Origin of the sequence: Accumulibacter sp., from assembly GCF_023806625.1 — a bacterium.
In the GTDB taxonomy this organism is placed as follows: Bacteria; Pseudomonadota; Gammaproteobacteria; order Burkholderiales; family Rhodocyclaceae; genus Accumulibacter.
Map to the genome: position 1 here is coordinate 26317 of NZ_JAMTDX010000113.1, position 16569 is coordinate 42885.

A 16569-nucleotide genomic window follows, 5' to 3' on the forward strand; every position below is an offset into this window, starting at 1 on the left:
CAGTGCCCTACTCGGTCTTCGCTCGCGCCGGAGTCTTGCGCACCGCGGCCGGCTTCGCCGCCGCAACCGCGGCAGGAGCGGGCAACTGCTTGCGCAGGGCGCGGACCTCCTTCTTCAGATCGTGGATCACCTTGTAGGCCTCGTCGATCTCGCTGCGCGTCGGGATGTCGAGTCCGCGCAGGACGTCTTCGATGACCACCCGCTGCGTCAGCTTGTACGCCTGCTGCGCCTTGGTGAACTCGTTCTGCGCGTCGAGGAACTCCTGCGAGTTGAAGGTCACCTGCAGCGAGGCGTCGGCAGTACGATACCAGAGACGCATCAGGTCACGTACGGCGGTGATCTTCTCGCCCTTGGCGGCCAGCTTGGCGAGTTCCTCGACGGTCGCCTCGACGGCCTTGGCCAGCGCTTCGCCGAAAGCGGTGTGGAACTTCAGGCTGTTCTTGCGCATGTCGACGGCGGCATCGAGCATCCGCATCAGCTTGGCGTTCTTCTCGCGGAGGATTCCGAAGTGCGGGATCTCGCCGACACCCGAGAACGCGCTGGCATCGCTCTCCATGGCCAGCAGCCGGCTCAGCCCGCTCGTCCCGTTGAGCATCGTCTCGCCGAAGTGGCCCGCCGAGACGGCCTGGGTCAGGAACGACAGCCACGGACCGAGCGCGTCGGGCCATTCCTTGAGCGAGGAGCCGAGTTCGTTGAGGTGCGTCGGCAGTCCGAGGCTGCGCTGGAGCATCGCCGTCGATTCCTTGGCCCAGTTGTCGGCAAAGGCCTTGAGGTCTGGACGCCAGTCCTTGTTCGCTTCGAGATTCGGGGCGACGACCTTCATCGAGCGGAAGAAGAAGTCCATCACCCGATTCATCGCGCCCTGGCTGCCGTTGATCCGGTCCATGAGCATCCGCGCCGCTTCGTTGGTGCCCCTGGTCACCGCTTCCATACCCTTGCGCGCTGCTTCCGCGGGATTCTCGGCGCCGCCCTGGAGATTCTGCAGCATCGTGGCCCAGTCGTTCCACATGCGCTTCTGCGTCTCCGCCCAGGCGTTGACGACTCCGCCCATCTGCTCGTTCGGATTGTTGTTTTCCACTCCTTCGATCTCCTTTCAGTGTGTCGGACACGCCTGCCGCGGAGGCAAACCGAGCCCACGGGTAGATTGAGTGCACTTCCAGTTGAATTGCGGCCGTCGGACGACGGCCGCGACTGCGCAGCTGCAGCAGAGAAAGCCCCGTCAGGCCAGGGCCACCACTGCATCCGCCTTGTGTTTCGCCTCGCCCTGCTCGTTGGCGCAGGTCAGTTCGAGACGCACACGTTTTTCGCCATCCTGCTCGAGTTTCTCGACCACCTTGCCGGTGCACACCAGCCGCTCACCGATCCAGGTGATGGCCGTGAAGCGGACGCCGAAGCTGCGGATCGCTTCCTGTGGCACCCACTGGGTCAGCAGACGACCCAGATAGGCCATGCCGAGCATGCCGTGGGCGAAGACGTCCTTGATCCCTTTCGAGCGGACGTAATCCTGATCGAGGTGCAGCGGGTGGTGGTCACCGGAACCCGTGGCGTAGAGCGCGAGGGTCAGGCGCGAGACCGGCTCGGTGGTGAACGAGGGGATCTCGTCGCCCACGTTGAGCGAATCAAAAGTCGGCATTGCCATCACTTCCCCCTAATCCCGAATGACCATCACGCTGCGCACGTCGCAGACCAGTTCGCCCTTGCGGCGAACCTTGACATCCTTGACGACGAACTGCAAGGCGCCGTTCTTCTTGTCGTAGATGTCGGTGATCTGGCCGTCGAAGTCGAGCGTGTCACCCGAATAGACCGGCTTGTGGTAAACGAAGGACTGCTCGCCGTGGAGCATCTTGCCGAGGTCGCAGCCCATCGTTTCGAGATAATCGAAGGGATGCTCCTTGTCCATGTCCATGCAGAAGAAGAAGGTCGGTGGCGCCAGGACCCCGGGCAGTCCGGCCTTGCGCGCGGCTTCCTCGTCGAAGTAGATCGGATTGGTCTCGCCGGTCGCCTTGGCGAACCACTTGAGCTGCCACGCCGTCAGATGCACCGAGTGTGGCGGCACCTTCATGCCTATGTGCTTCTTGTCAATCAACATCTGGAATCACTCCTGCCCCACCCCGCGGCGCGGGGCGGGAAAGCGGGTTGACGACTCGATCAGAGAACTTCAATGGCGATCGCCGTGGCTTCACCGCCGCCGGCGCAGAGGCCGGCGATGCCGCGCTTGAGACCGCGAGCCTTCAGCGCGTAGAGCAGCGTCACCAGGATCCGCGAGCCGGTCGCCCCGATCGGGTGGCCGAGCGCGCAGGCGCCGCCATTGACGTTGACCTTGTCGGGCGAGAGTGCGAGGTCGCGGACCGAGGCCATCGTCACTGCGGCGAAGGCTTCGTTGATCTCCCAGAGGTCGACGTCGCCGGTCTGCCAGCCGACCTTCTTGAGCAGTTTCTGGAAGGCGAACACGGGAGCGGTGGTGAACCACGCGGGGTCGTGGGCGAAGGTCGAATGACCCACGATCCGCGCCAGCGGAGCGATTCCCTTGGCTTTGGCGTCGGACTCGCGCATCAGCACGAAGGCCGCGGCGCCGTCGGAGATCGACGACGAGTTGGCCGGGGTCACCGCGCCATCCCGCTTGAAAGCCGGCTTGAGCTTGGTGATCTTCGAGACGTCGCACTTCATTGGCGTTTCGTCGAGCGCGAACTGTTCGTCACCCTTGCGCGTGGTGATCGTCACCGGAGCGATCTCGGCGGCGAAGACCCCGGACGAGACCGCGTTCTGCGCGCGGGTCACCGACTGGGTGGCGAAGGCGTCCATCTCTTCGCGCGTGAAGCCGTACTTCTCGACGCAGAGCTCGGCGAACGCGCCCATCAGCTTGCCCGGCTCGTACGCGTCCTCGAGGCCGTCGAGGAACATGTGGTCGAAGAGCTGGCCATGGCCCAGACGATAGCCCGAACGCGCGCTGGTCAGCACGTGCGGGGCGTTGGTCATCGACTCCATGCCGCCGGCAACGGCGACGTTGATCGAACCGGCGAGCAGTTCGTCGTGGGCGATCATGATCGTCTTCTGCGCCGAACTGCACATCTTGGTCAGCGTGACGCAGGGCACCGACTTCGGCAGACCGGCGCCGAGCACCGCCTGGCGAGCCGGCGCCTGACGCAGGCCGGCCATCAGGCAGCATCCGATCAACGCTTCGTCGATGTCCTCGCCCTTGACACCGGACTGCTCGACGGCCGCGCGGATCGCCACAGCAGCGAGCTGCGGCGCCGACAACGCGGCGAACTGACCCTGGAAGGCACCAACCGGCGTGCGCTTGGCACCGACAATGACTACTGACTCACTCATGAAACACTCCTTGAAGGGAAGCTATCGTGCCTGATCGACTCTTGTCGGTCGCGCCGGATCACTTCGGCGCCATCCGGATCGCCCCGTCGAGACGGATCACCTCGCCGTTGAGGTAGCCGTTCTCGCAGATGTGGCGGACCAGCGCGGCGTACTCGGCGGGCTTGCCGAGGCGCGACGGGAAGGGCACCATCTTGCCGAGCGATTCCTGCGCCGCCGGCGGCAGACCCTTGAGCATCGGCGTCTCGAAGATGCCGGGAGCGATCGTCACGACGCGGATTCCCTGCGCGGCGAGTTCGCGGGCCACCGGTAGCGTCAGGCCGACGACGCCAGCCTTCGACGAGGCATACGCGGCCTGACCGATCTGGCCGTCGTAGGCGGCGACCGACGCGGTATTGACGATCACCCCGCGCTCGCCGCCCGCGTTCGGCTCGTTGCGGGCCATCGCTTCGGCGGCCAGACGGATCATGTTGAAGGTGCCGACGAGGTTGATATTGACGACGCGCGCGAAGGTCGCCAGGTCATGCGGGCCGTCACGGCCGAGCACCTTCTTCGGTGGGGCGACGCCGGCACAGTTGACCAGTCCGTGCAGCGCGCCGAATTCGCTGACCGCCAGCTCGATCGCTGCGCGAGCGCTGGCCTCGTCGGTGACGTCGGTTTTCGCGAAGCGTGCGTTCGCGCCCAGTTGGGCGGCGTGCGCCTCGCCGGCAGCGGCGTCGACATCGACGATGACCACCTTTCCGCCAGCGCTGACCAGCCCGTTTGCCGTTTCCGCTCCCAGACCGGATCCTGCTCCCGTTACCACAAACACACTGCCATTGATTTGCATGATTACCCCCAAAAAAATGTCGCGACACCACGCGATGCCGCGCTACGGGCCAGCGCCGACGGCGATCGATGCAAGGCCGTGACGGCGCATGAAAACGCGCGCATCCTGCCAGTCCGAGCGTCCCGCAGAACGATGCTGCCCTGCAAAATCGGCGCAGCGGGCGACGCTCCGGCAAGCTCCGCCGGGCCGACCGCATCTGGGCCTGCCGGGTTCCGGCGGCAAGTAATCCCGGCATTGTCGGACTCAGAGCGGCACAGAGTCAAGCACCGGATGCGTTGCAGCACCGGCGGCGCCGGCAAGCGCCCGAAGGCCACCCGGCAGACCGCCAGGGACCACCCGCGAGACCCCGGCAAGCCCCCGCGAAGCGCCGGCGTGACAGATCCGCACCGTCTGTTGACCTGGATCAGCCTCGCCCACCTGCGCCAGGCGTAGGATTGCCCGGCGAATCGGCGCGGCCGCGCGCCCAGCTGGCCAGTGGGCCAGCGCACACTGGAGAACAACCATGGTCGACACCGTCAAGGAAAAGCCTGAAGCCGCAGCGACTGCGCCCGCCGAAGGGGCCGCCGGGCGAACCCGCAAAACCACCGGCACCACTGCCCCACGCCGCCGAAAGGCAGCCGCAGACGTACCGGCCGTCGAAGCTCCGGCCGTCGGAACCGCGCCGGCACCGGCCGATCCGCCGCCGGCCGCCGCGAAGGTCGAGCCAGCCGCTCCGCCTCCGGCCGCACCGGCGGCACCCGTGGCTGCCGGAACCAATCCCGCCGAGTTCTCGCGGCGCCTCGGCGACCGTCACCTGCTCGACTCCGACGCGCTCGAGAACATCGACCGGATGACCAATATCGCGCTCGGCCAGCTCAACGGCGGCGTTTCGCCGGCCTCGCTGGCCATGGCCTACCTCGACTGGACCGTGCACCTCTGGGCCTCGCCGGGCAAGCAGTTCCAGCTCGGGGCCAAGGCCGCGCGCAAGGCGCTGCGGCTGACGAGCTATGCGCTGAATTCGCTGGCCACCGGCACCGCCGAGCCGTGCATCAAGCCGCTACCCGGCGACCACCGCTTCGACCATCCCGGATGGCAGCGCTTCCCGTACAACGTGATCTACCAGGGCTTCCTGCTCAACCAGCAGTGGTGGCACAACGCAACCACGGGAATCCGCGGCGTCGGCAAGCACAGTGAGGCCGCGGTCTGGTTCACCGCTCGCCAGATCCTCGACATGATGGCCCCGGTCAATGTGCCGTTGATGAACCCGGAAATCGTCGAGGCGACGGTCAGCGAGCGTGGCGCCAATCTTCTGCGCGGCGCCGAGTTCTATCAGGAAGACGTCCGGCGGCAGCTGCGCGACGACAAGCCGGCCGGCGTCGAAGCGTTCAAGGTTGGCGAGAATCTGGCGATTACCCCCGGCAAGGTCGTCTTCCGCAACCAGCTGATCGAGCTCATCCAGTACTCGCCGACGACCGCGACCGTCCATCGCGAGCCGGTGCTGATGCAGTCGGCGTGGATGATGAAGTACTACATCCTCGACCTCTCGCCGCACAACTCGCTGGTCCGCTACCTCGTCGAACGCGGGCACACGGTGTTCATGATCTCGTGGCTCAATCCCGGGCCCGAGCACCGCAACCTGGGCATGGAGGACTACCGCAAGCTCGGTACGCTGGCCGCGGTCAACGCGGTTTCCGAGATCCTGCCGGGGCGCAAGATCCATACCGTCGGCTACTGCCTTGGCGGCATCCTGCTGACCATCGCCGCGGCGGCGATGGCCCGCGACGGCGACGACCGGCTGGCGAGCGTCACGCTGTTCACGACGATGACCGACTTCACCGAGGTCGGCGAGATCAACGTCTTCATGGACGCCAGCGAAGTCACGCTGCTCGAAGACATGATGTGGGAGAAGGGCTACCTGGGACACAAGCAGGTCTCGGGCGGCTTCCAGCTGCTCAAGTCGGCCGACCTGATCTGGTCGAAGATGGTCCGCGAGTACTATCTCGGCCACCGCGAGCCGATGTTCGACCTGATGGCCTGGAACGCCGACGGCACGCGGATGCCCTACCGGCAGCACTCCGAGGTGCTGCGCCGGCTCTACGTGGACAACGAGCTGTTCGAAGGCAAGTACATCGTCGAGGGCCGGGCAATCTCGATCAGCAGCATCCACGCGCCGATCTTCGCCGTCGCCGCGAGTGCCGACCACGTCGCTCCGTGGCGTTCGGTGTACAAGCTGCACCTGCAGAGCGACGCCACCGAGCTGACCTTCGTGCTGACCAGCGGCGGACACAACGTCGGGATCATCAACGAACCCGGCCATCCGCGGCGTACGTATCAGCTCAGCGTCTGCCGCGAAGGCGAGCGCTTCCTCGACGCCGACAGCTGGAAGCAGAAGACGCCGGTCTCGCCGGGATCGTGGTGGCCGGTCTGGCAGGAGTGGCTGGCCCGGCATTCCTCGGGGATGGAAGCGGCGCCGGCGGCACCCGGCGCGCCCGAAAAAGGCTACGAGCCGATCTGCGACGCGCCGGGGACCTACATCTTCCAGCAGTGACGCACCGCGCGCGACGATCAATCAGCCGGGCGAGCGGTCGGTCGCCCGGAGCGCGCGCCGGCCGGCGGGTCAGCCGCCGGCGCCGTGCTGCAGCTGATACGCGTCGCGCATCTCGCGCTTGAGCGTCTTGCCGGCCGCGTTGCGCGGGAAATCGTCCATCACCTCCACGGCGTGCAAGCGCTGGTAACGCGCCGCGACGCGCTCGTTGATCCATTCGAGCAGTTCCTCCGCCGAAGCCGATGCACCGGGGCGCAGCGTCACTGCGGCGACCGGCGTCTCTCCCCACTTCTCGTGTGCGACCCCGAAGACGGCGACTTCCCTGACCGCCGGGTGGCGCGCGGCGACTTCCTCGATGTCCCGCGGGTAGATCTTGACGCCGCCGCTGTCGATCATGTCCTTCTTGCGATCGACGAGATAGAGGTAGCCCTCGTCGTCGGTGTAGCCGAGGTCGCCGGTGAACAGCCAGCCGTCGCGCACCGCCTGCGCGGTCAGGTCCGGTCGGCCGTAGTAGCCGAGCATCAGCGACGGCCCGCGGCCGACGATCTCGCCGACTTCGCCGGGTGGCGCGTCGCTGCCGTCCTCGCGGACGACGCGCATCTCGAAGTAGTACGGCGGCGAACCGACCGAGCCGGCCTTGCGCAGCGACTGGGTCCGGTCGAGGATCGTCCAGAAGCCCTCGGTGAGCCCGTAGAGCTCGTAGAAGCGGTCGGGGAGCAGGCGGTTGAGCCGGTCCTTCTGCTCCTGGTGCAGCGGCGCGCCGAGCGAGAGGATCATCTCGAGCGAGGAGAGCTTCTCGGGTGCGAAATTCGGCGAGTCGAGCACGGCGATGATCTGCGCCGGGACCATCATCGTATGCGTGACGCGTTCGCGGGCGATGATCTCGATCGCCTCGGCGGCGTCGAACTGGCGCTGCAGAACGTAGCGTCCGCCGAGATAGAAGGAGGGCATCAGCGTGACGAAGGCGCCGTTGAAGACGATCGCGCCGGTATGCAGGACGACCGACTCGGGGCACATCCGCCACGCCGAAGCGAACAGCGTGCAGTACATCGAGCGCACGAAATGGCTGTGCATGATCCCCTTGGGCAGCCCCGTCGTCCCGCTCGTATACATGATGTTGAACAGTTCGTCGGGGCCAACGGCGACCACCGGCGCCGGGCCTTCGGGCCGTTCGGCGAGCAGCGGCTCGTAATGCCGGTAGCCCCCCTCCGCGCCGTCGACGAGCAGCACGTCGTCGGCCGACCAGCCCGGCAGTCCGGCGAGCACCTGGTCGACGACCGGGACCATCGAGCGTTGGGTGATCAGACAGCGCGCGCCCGAATCGCGCAGCAGGCTGGCCAGCCCCGAAGCCATCAGCAACGGGCTCAGCGGAACGAGCACCGCGCCGATCGTCGGGATCGCCCAATACACTTCGAGGAGTTCCCGGCAGTTGGCCAGCACGGTCGCCACGCGGTCGCCGCGGCCGACACCAAGCGACTGCAGCAGCCGCGCGCAGCGCCCGACGCGCGCATCGAACTCGTTCCAGGTGAGCCTCTCGTCCTCGAAGACGACGGCCGTCCGGTCGGGGCGGAAACGGGCGTGATGGCTGATCAGCCTGGCGAGTTGCAGCATGGGAAACTCCTCCGGTCAAGTCGTCGCAGCGCAGCAAGGCGCTACTATACCGCGGGTACGCCGGGCGGTGCGCGGCGCCCCCCGGGGGCTCCGGCCGGAAGCCCTCGCAAACCCCGTGGAACCCGCCTGATCGTCGCTCGGACAAGCAGTTGCCGATCGTTTGCGCGGATCGCGAAAATAAAGGCGCGGAGCGGTCCACGAGGCGTCAACAAATCGCGTGCAGAAGAGTAAAATGAATTGTGCGGTGCGCAAATCTGTCTGTCCGGACGTCCGCGCGAAGGCAATTCCGGACCCGCGGGCAAAGCCGGCCAAGCCATCACAGCCGGCTGCTTTGCTGCCTGCCCGGGTTCCGGAACCGGCAGTCCGCCGGGGGGACCGGACGAGGTCAGCGGTGTCTGCCGCAGGGGCAGATCCAGGGCAATCAGGGGCCGCCCTGTGCAGGCGGGCCCGTTTTGGCTCACGTTTATTGTCGGAGGTTGAGAACTATGTATGCACTGATGAGGGAATTGCCTGATTTCACCACCAGCTGGTGGCGCTACACGCTGGCCATGATGCGCGCGTCGAACCGCGAGGTCAGCGAATTCAACGACAACCTCCTGATCGCCGCGCACATCGCGATGACCGCGGCCAAGGACAACCCGCTGAGCATGCTCGAGACGGTCGAGATCCTGGAGCACAACGTCGGCATGGCCCGCAAGGGACTCGCCGGCATGCAGGACAAGATGGCCGACTTCGCCTTCGACCAGGTCGAGGAAGCCTCGCGCGCCTTCCTCAACACGGTGCTCAATTCCGAAGGCGAGAAACTCGGCGGCTACATGCGCCGCGAGGCCGAGATCATGGAGGCGGTCTCGAACTTCAACGAGCAGATCGAAGCGATCGCCGACGAGTTCGGCTTCCATTTCAACACCGTCAATTACAAGCTCGTCCACGAAACCGACGCCTTCCAGCTCTACCAGGTCCTGCCGCTGAAGAAGGGCGTCGAGGTGCGCAACGACCTCAAGCCGGTGATCCTGGTCCCGCCGTACATGCTCGGCGTGCACATCCTGTCGTTCCTGCCGTACGAGAACAAGAGCTACTCGCACTCGTTCGCCAACGAAGGCATCCCGACCTACGTGCGCGTGGTCAAGGACATCCTGACCGACCCGAAGGTCCAGACGATGACCCCCGAGCAGGACTGTCTGCAGACGCTCGAACTGTGCGCCAAGGTCAAGGAACTCAACGGCGGCAAGAAGGTGACCCTCAACGGCACCTGCCAGGGCGGCTACATCTGCCTGATGAACGTGCTCTCGGGCAAGCTGCAGGACGTCTGCGACGCGCTGATCACCAACGTCACCCCGGTCGACGGCACGTACAGCGACGCGATCAGCGGCATGCCGACGATGCACCACGACTTCATCACGACGACGCTGCAGAGCGGCAACAAGGTCGCCAACGGCTACCTGCTGAGCCTCGGCATGCGCTTCGTGGCCATCGACCGCGAGTCGCCACTGGTCAAGGTGCTCGACCAGGCTTCGCTGCATCGGGCTACCGACCTCAACCCGGGCAAGACGCCGGCCGCCCTCTTCCGCTGGCTGCTCAAGGAGCGCGTGCACCTGCCGCTGGCGATCGCCAACATGAGTTCGTGCACCTTCCAGCAGCCGATCGCCGACGACGGCACGCTGCCGGTCAAGTTGTTCGACCAGCCGCTGAACATCAAGAACCTGGTCGACCTGAAGGTGCCGTGGTACCAGAACTACGCAGTCAAGGACGACCTCGTCACCCCGGCCTGCGCGACGGCCGGCAACAAGTTCCTCGAAGGCTGGGACGGCCTCGAGTCGGTGGCCTTCTTCGGTGGCCACGTCGCCATCCTGACCAGCCCGTACGGCAAGAAGGCTCCGGTCAACGGGGCGTTCACCGACGCCAACGGCAAGGCGTCGCGCGGGCCCGTCAAGTTCCAGATGGACATCTCCTGACTCCAGGCCGGCGCCCGGGGCGCCGTTGCCCCGGGCGGCAGAGCAGGTAGTCCGTTCCGCTGCCCCCGAACTTTTCGAGTGCCCGATCGCCGCATCGCTGCGGCATCGGGCACGGCAGTATCCGCCAGTCGCCAGCTCGACTGGCCCGTAGCCGGGATACCCGCGCGTCGCGGGATCCCCGTTCATCCTTTCTGAGTCCGGAGATTTCCCCATGACCTACGCCAACATCACCGTCGAAGTACGCGGCAAAGTCGGCCTGATCACCCTCAACCGCCCGAAGCAACTCAACGCCCTCAACGATGACCTGATGGACGAACTCGGCCAGGCACTCGGCGGCTTCGAGGCCGACGAGAACATCGGCGCCATCGTCATCACCGGCTCCGAAAAGGCCTTCGCCGCCGGAGCCGACATCACCGTGATGCAGTCGCTGACCTACATGGACGCCTACAAGGGCGACTTCATCACCCGCAACTGGGATTGCCTGAAGAACTGCCGCAAGCCGGTGATCGCCGCGGTCGCCGGCTACGCGCTCGGCGGCGGCTGCGAGCTGGCGATGATGTGCGACATCATCCTCGCCGCCGACAACGCCCAGTTCGGTCAGCCCGAAGTCCGCCTCGGCATCCTGCCCGGCGCCGGCGGCACGCAGCGCCTGCCGCGCGCGGTGTCGAAGGCCAAGGCGATGGAGATGTGCCTGACCGCGCGCAACATCGACGCAGTCGAGGCCGAACGCGCCGGCCTGGTCTCACGGATCGTTCCGCTCGACAAGCTGCTCGACGAAGCGATGTCGATGGCCACGCGGATCGCCAGCTTCTCGCTGCCGGTCGTGCTGATGATCAAGGAGTGCATCAACCGCGCGTACGAAAGCTCGCTCGCCGAGGGCCTGCTCTTCGAGCGCCGCACCTTCCACTCGGCGTTCGCGCTCGACGATCAGAAGGAAGGCATGGCCGCCTTCGTCGAGAAGCGCAAGCCGTCGTTCACCAACCGCTAGTCGCCACCTCTCCTCTGCCTCCGCCAGCGGCCTTTCGCGCAGCGAAGGGCCGCGCCCGGCGGGGAGGAAAGAGGCACATCGTGTTCTTCCCGGCGAGTGTGGTGGGCTTCAGCTGGTCGGCTCGACGGCTCAGTCCTTCTTCGCCTTGCGGACAATGCACCGACGACTGCCGGTGGCGGAGCAACAGGTGAGGCGAAGCTCGCGGCGTATCTTCGGATCGCGGGGGAACTGTATTCGGGGAATGCTGGCCAGAAGACTTCGAGCCATGGTCAGCCTGGCTTCCAGCCGAGACAGGACGTCGAGCCTTGTTGCGCGTTGCACGCGACGATCGGGAGCGCCTGGCGACTGCCTGCCACGTGTCGTCGAAGCCGTCACCGGAATCCCCCAGCGCATGATCCCGAGCTGCAGGTCGCCCGCCTGCAGCTCACGGCGGACTCCTTCGCCTGCATTGACCCTCCGGAAGGCCGGCGTTAGAATGCCGCCTCCTTCGGGGCGTAGCGCAGCCTGGTAGCGCATCTGCTTTGGGAGCAGAGGGTCGTGAGTTCGAATCCCACCGCCCCGACCAGTTGGACAGGCAGCAGTCGCCAGGAAAAGCAGGATGCGATACCCAGCGGAAAAGCAGTGCCCTGCAGGTGTCGCGCTCGCGCCCGTAGCTCAACCGGATAGAGCACCGGCCTTCTAAGCCGGGGGTCGTGAGTTCGAGTCTCGCCGGGCGCGCCAGATCGACGGCGGTGTTAGCTCAGTTGGTAGAGCACTGGATTGTGGTTCCAGGAGTCACGGGTTCGAATCCCGTACATCGCCCCAGACATCCCCTGCCAGAGACTCCGCGGAAGCCCCCGAGGGCCTTTTCGGCCGGGAGCCTGCGACGATCCCCCGCGCGGGTCTCTTGCCCAAACCCGCAGGACGGCCAGCAGACTGACCCGGAAGGTTCTGCGATGCACCCGATGGTGATCGTTTCAGGAGGCCAGACCGGAGCCGATCGTGCGGCGCTCGACGTGGCCATCGAGCTGGCGATCCCTCACCGCGGCTGGGTGCCGCGCGGCCGCCTCGCCGAGGACGGCGTGCTCGCCCCGCGCTACCGGCTCGCCGAAACACCTATGGCGAATCCGGCGCAGCGCACCGAATGGAACGTCCGCGACTCCGAGGCGACGCTGATCGTCTCGCACGGCGCGCTGTCGGGCGGCTCGGCGCTGACCGAGCGGCTCGCGCACCGGTACGGTCGGCCGTGCCTGCACCTCGACTTCTCGGCCGAATCGCCCGCAGTCGCCTTCACCAGCCTCACCCGGTGGCTCGTTTCGGGCGGGTTCGCGACGCTCAACGTCGCCGGGCCGAGGGCATCGGAGGATCCGGCGATCCATGCCGCGGCGCATGTCCTGCTCCGGCGCGTCCTGTCGTCGTCGTCGCCGCCAGCCGGCGCCGGCGGCGTGCACGACTGACGGAGCCTGTGTTATAAAGCGCACGATCGCTGCAGCCTGAGCGCTGCCCGGTGGGCATTCGCGTCGCCACCCGGCGGATGGCAAGGCCGGCGACCGCTCGCCCTGGACGAGCGCCGGAGACCACGCGGGGGTGCCGCCCAGTCGGGGCTGGCGGCCTTCCGCTCGAACGAGGACCAGCGCATGGACAAGAACGACGCTGCGAAGTCCGGCCGGCCGGCCAGCCCGTTCCCGGTCATCCGGACGATCGATTGCCGGGCGATTCCGCGCTGGCTGCTGGCGGGATGGCGGGACTGCCGCCAGGCCGGAGCCGCGAGCCTGTTCTACGGTGCGTGTTTCGCCAGCGCCGGCTGGCTGATGTACTTCGTCTTCGCGCAGGCGTACGCGCTCTTCGCCGGCCTGACGACCGGCTTCCTGCTCGTCGGACCCTTCCTGTCGATGGGTCTCTACGACCTCAGCCGACGCATCGAGGCCGGCGAGCCCCCGGAACTGCTGCCGACACTCGGCGCCTGGCGCCCGAACCTGGCCAACGTGGGTGTCTTCGCCGCCCTGCTCGCGGTCGTCCTGCTCGTCTGGGCGCGCGCTTCGATGGTCGTCTTCGCGCTCTTCTACACCGGTGGTCTGCCGACCTTCGCCGACGTCGTACACAGCGTGCTGACCTTCGAGGAGCCCGAATTCGCGATCGTCTATTTCGCCGTCGGCGGTTTCTTCGCGCTGTTCGTCTTCGCCATCGGCGTCGTTTCGCTGCCGCTGATGTTCGACCGCCAGACCGACGCGGTCACCGCGGCGATCGCCAGCCTGCTCGCCTGCGCGCGCAACCCCGGACCGATCGTCCTCTGGGGAGCATGCATCGTTCTGCTGATCGCTGCCGGCTTCGCGACGCTGTTCTTCGGTTTGGTCCTGGTCACCCCGCTGGTCGGGCACGCGACCTGGCACGCCTACCGCGAGATCGTCCAGCGCGAGAGCGACACGGTGCCAGTTCCGCGACACTGAGAGTCCGGCGACTACTCGGGCAGCGCGTTGAGGTCGTAGAGATTCTCGAGCCGCGGTCCAGGCTTGCCGAGCAGGCCGAACCAGCGCTCGTATACCGGGTAAATTTCGCGGCTGCGATAGAGACGAGCCAGTTCGCGATTGACCGCCAGGCGAAAATCGGCGTCGTTGCGCCGCAGCATCAGCGCGTAGGGCTCGTTCGAGAGGGTCTCGGGGCCGAGCGCCAGATCCTTGTGCATGCCGGAATCGAGGACCAGCCCGATGAGCAGCGCCCGGTCCGACGCGTAGGCGTCGGCCTTGCCCCGGGTCAGCGCGGCCAGCCCCTGTTTGTGGTCGGCCACCCTGAGCAATTCGACGGCCATCCCGTGCTGGGCAAGCGCCTCGACGAGCGTACGCTCGCTGGTCGTTCCTCCGGCGACGGCGATCCGCTTGCCGTTGAGATCCTCGAACTGACGGATGCCCAGGGAGCGCCGCGAAAGGTAACCGAGCCCGTCGACGAAGATCGGCAGGCTGAAATCGACTTCGCGCATCCGCGACAACGAGGTCGTCGTTGACCCGCACTCGAGATCGATCTCGCCCGACTTGAGCTTGCCGATCCGCGTTTCCGGGGTCACCGCGACCCATTGCAGCTGGAGTTCGTCGATCCCGAGCTGTCTGACCAGCGCTGCGGCGACGCGCGTGCACAGGTCGATCGAGTAACCCCAGGGCTGATTGTCGTCGCCGGTGTACGAGAACGGGATCGACGTCTCGCGGTAGCCCAGCGCGATCGTCCCGGTGGTCCTGATCCTGTCCAGCGTGCCGGCCGCGCGGACCGGCGCGGCCAGGCCGACGGCGAGGACCAGCGTGACGATCGGGACCACCCAGCGACGAAACGGCATGCGAGCCTCCGGATGCTGCTGCGCAACAGGTGACGATTCTGACACGTCGGCTGCCGTTTGGGAATCGCCGACAGACCGCCCGGCGGCCGACGGCCCGCAAGGTCCCTGCAACGCTGGATCGGCAGCCGCTCTTCTGTCATCATCCCTGTTCACCTGGGAGGGGAAAGCGATCTTGTCGGGTTCCGACCGTCTGCGCAAAAGATCACACCTTTCCTGCCTTGATCGGACGACAATCCGCTCATTCATCCTCCGCGAGAAAGATCCCCGATGAGCCCTCCCGCGCGGCAACGTCCTGAACTCGAGCAGGCGCTGCTGTCGTTTCGCCGGGCCTTTCTGACCGTCGGCGCGTTCAGCTTCTTCATCAACCTGCTGATGCTCACGCCGTCGATCTACATGCTCCAGGTGTACGACCGCGCACTCGGCAGCCGCAACCCGACGACGCTGTTGATGCTGACGCTGATGACGCTCGGCCTGTTCGCGCTGATGTCGCTGCTCGAGTGGATCCGCTCGATGGTCCTCGTGCGCATCGGCGCCCGGCTCGATCTCGATGTCAACTCGCGGGTGTTCGATGCGACCTTCGAGCGCAACCTCCGGCTGGCCGGCCAGAACCCCGCGCAGGCGCTCAACGATCTGACGACGATGCGTCAGACGCTGACCGGCGCCGGGCTGATCGCGCTCGCCGACGCACCGTGGATGCCGATCTACCTGTTCGTGATTTTCCTGATGCACACGCATCTCGGACTGTTTGCGCTGTTCGGCGTGATCCTGCTGATCGCCCTGGCGCTGATCAACGAGCGGGCTTCGGCGGCGCCGCTCAAGGAAGCGCAGACCTTGTCGATGGCCGCCAGCGCACAGGCCAACAGCAACCTGCGCAACGCCGAAGTGATCGAGGCGATGGGCATGCTGCCGGCGATCCGTGCGCGCTGGTTCCGGTTGCACGAGAAGTTCCTGATCCAGCAGGCGCTGGCCAGCGACCGGGCGGGCGTCCTCAACGCGCTGACCCGTTTCACCCGCATCTCGCTGCAGTCTCTGGCGCTGGGTTACGGCGCGCTGCTGACCATCGAAGGCGAGGTGACGCCGGGAATGATGATCGCCGGATCGATCCTCGTCGGTCGCGCGCTGGCGCCGGTCGAAATGCTCATCGCCAACTGGAAGCAGCTGGTTTCGGCACGCGCCGCGTATCAGCGGCTCAGCGAGCTGCTGCGCGTCTTTCCGGCGCGCGTCCGCGGCATGCCGCTTCCCCGGCCACTCGGCGAGGTGCTCGTCGAGAATGCGGCGACCGCCGCTCCGGGCAGCAAGGTGATGATCCTGCGCAATGTGAGTTTCCGGCTCAAGGCCGGCGAGATCGCCGCGGTTATCGGCCCGAGCGCCTCGGGCAAGTCGACTCTGGCGCGCCTGCTCGTCGGTGTGTGGCCGCCTCTGGCCGGCTCGGTGCGCCTCGACGGCGCCGAGGTCTACAAGTGGAACAAGGATGAACTCGGACCTTACCTCGGCTACCTGCCGCAGGACATCGAACTGTTCGACGGAACGGTCGCCGAAAACATCGCCCGTTTCGGCGAGGTCGATCCGGAACTGGTCCTCGCCGCGGCGCAGGCGGCCGGTGTGCACGAGCTGATCCTGATGCTGCCGGCAGGCTACGATACGCCACTCGGTGACGGCGGCCGGTTCCTCTCGGGTGGCCAGAAGCAGCGTATCGGACTCGCCCGGGCGCTGTACGGCGATCCCGCGCTGATCGTCCTCGACGAGCCGAACTCGAACCTCGACGACCAGGGCGAAGCCGCGCTCGCCGAAACGCTCAGGCGACTCAAGGCCCGGAACCGGACGGTGGTCATCGTCACCCACCGGATGACCACGCTGGCGGTCGCCGACAGCATCCTCGTCCTGCACGAGGGGACGCTCAGGGCGCACGGCCCGCGCGATCAGGTGCTCGGCGCGCTGCGCGGCGGAAATGCGCCGGCCGCCCCGGGTGGCGTGGGACGGCCAACGCCGTCGGCCGCCGAGGGTATCCTGCCGGCGGCACCGCTGGCCAGCAGCTGA

At 66.7% G+C, this 16569-nt stretch carries 13 protein-coding genes and 3 tRNA genes; 9 read left to right on the forward strand and 7 right to left on the reverse strand.

Translation table 11 applies throughout. The annotated features are described in order from the left end of the window. Positions 1-7 precede the first annotated feature (7 nt). The 5 genes from NFW05_RS18125 to NFW05_RS18145 form a co-directional block, all read right to left on the reverse strand. Entirely contained in the window at positions 8-1078 is a 1071-nt protein-coding gene (locus tag NFW05_RS18125) for a poly(R)-hydroxyalkanoic acid synthase subunit PhaE (RefSeq protein WP_295310144.1), read from the reverse strand. Positions 1079-1219: 141 nt separating this feature from the next. Next, positions 1220-1639: a MaoC/PaaZ C-terminal domain-containing protein gene (locus tag NFW05_RS18130; RefSeq protein ID WP_295310146.1), complete on the reverse strand. Its 420-nt coding sequence runs from the start codon at positions 1637-1639 to the stop codon at positions 1220-1222. Positions 1640-1648: 9 nt separating this feature from the next. Next, positions 1649-2089, reverse strand: coding sequence for a MaoC family dehydratase N-terminal domain-containing protein (locus NFW05_RS18135; protein ID WP_295310148.1), 441 nt, complete (start codon positions 2087-2089; stop codon positions 1649-1651). Positions 2090-2148: 59 nt separating this feature from the next. After that, on the reverse strand, positions 2149-3330 hold the full coding sequence (locus NFW05_RS18140; RefSeq protein ID WP_295310150.1) for an acetyl-CoA C-acyltransferase: 1182 nt from the start codon (positions 3328-3330) through the stop codon (positions 2149-2151). Between the two features lie 58 nt (positions 3331-3388). Beyond that, on the reverse strand, positions 3389-4156 hold the full coding sequence (locus NFW05_RS18145; RefSeq protein WP_295310152.1) for a 3-hydroxyacyl-CoA dehydrogenase: 768 nt from the start codon (positions 4154-4156) through the stop codon (positions 3389-3391). A 502-nt stretch (positions 4157-4658) separates the two neighbouring features. Between NFW05_RS18145 and NFW05_RS18150 the strand changes: the two genes are divergently transcribed. After that, entirely contained in the window at positions 4659-6683 is a 2025-nt protein-coding gene (locus tag NFW05_RS18150) for an alpha/beta fold hydrolase (RefSeq protein ID WP_295310154.1), read from the forward strand. Positions 6684-6752: 69 nt separating this feature from the next. Here NFW05_RS18150 and NFW05_RS18155 read toward each other — a convergent pair whose 3' ends face one another. After that, the gene (locus tag NFW05_RS18155; RefSeq protein ID WP_295310155.1) at positions 6753-8291 is read right to left on the reverse strand and encodes an AMP-binding protein; all 1539 of its coding nucleotides are present in this window, start codon (positions 8289-8291) and stop codon (positions 6753-6755) included. A 485-nt stretch (positions 8292-8776) separates the two neighbouring features. On the opposite strand from NFW05_RS18155, the gene NFW05_RS18160 reads away from it, so the two are divergent. The 7 genes from NFW05_RS18160 to NFW05_RS18190 all read left to right on the forward strand — a co-directional run bounded on the left by NFW05_RS18160 (position 8777) and on the right by NFW05_RS18190 (position 13657). Further along, a complete protein-coding gene (locus tag NFW05_RS18160) occupies positions 8777-10243 on the forward strand; it encodes a hypothetical protein (protein ID WP_295310157.1) in 1467 nt (488 codons plus the stop codon). Between the two features lie 211 nt (positions 10244-10454). Further along, entirely contained in the window at positions 10455-11231 is a 777-nt protein-coding gene (locus NFW05_RS18165) for an enoyl-CoA hydratase (RefSeq protein ID WP_295310159.1), read from the forward strand. Between the two features lie 488 nt (positions 11232-11719). Further along, positions 11720-11796 (forward strand) — tRNA-Pro (locus NFW05_RS18170). A gap of 78 nt (positions 11797-11874) precedes the next feature. After that, positions 11875-11951, forward strand: a tRNA-Arg gene (locus NFW05_RS18175). 8 nt (positions 11952-11959) lie between these two features. After that, a tRNA-His gene (locus NFW05_RS18180) sits at positions 11960-12035 on the forward strand. A gap of 131 nt (positions 12036-12166) precedes the next feature. Further along, on the forward strand, positions 12167-12667 hold the full coding sequence (locus NFW05_RS18185) for a putative molybdenum carrier protein (RefSeq protein ID WP_295310160.1): 501 nt from the start codon (positions 12167-12169) through the stop codon (positions 12665-12667). A gap of 180 nt (positions 12668-12847) precedes the next feature. After that, on the forward strand, positions 12848-13657 hold the full coding sequence (locus NFW05_RS18190) for a DUF2189 domain-containing protein (RefSeq protein WP_295310162.1): 810 nt from the start codon (positions 12848-12850) through the stop codon (positions 13655-13657). A gap of 11 nt (positions 13658-13668) precedes the next feature. Here NFW05_RS18190 and NFW05_RS18195 read toward each other — a convergent pair whose 3' ends face one another. After that, positions 13669-14532, reverse strand: a complete 864-nt coding sequence (locus NFW05_RS18195) for an amino acid ABC transporter substrate-binding protein (RefSeq protein ID WP_295310164.1) — start codon at positions 14530-14532, stop codon at positions 13669-13671. A gap of 267 nt (positions 14533-14799) precedes the next feature. Between NFW05_RS18195 and NFW05_RS18200 the strand changes: the two genes are divergently transcribed. Then, complete coding sequence (locus tag NFW05_RS18200; RefSeq protein WP_295310166.1) at positions 14800-16569, forward strand: type I secretion system permease/ATPase; 1770 nt, start codon at positions 14800-14802, stop codon at positions 16567-16569.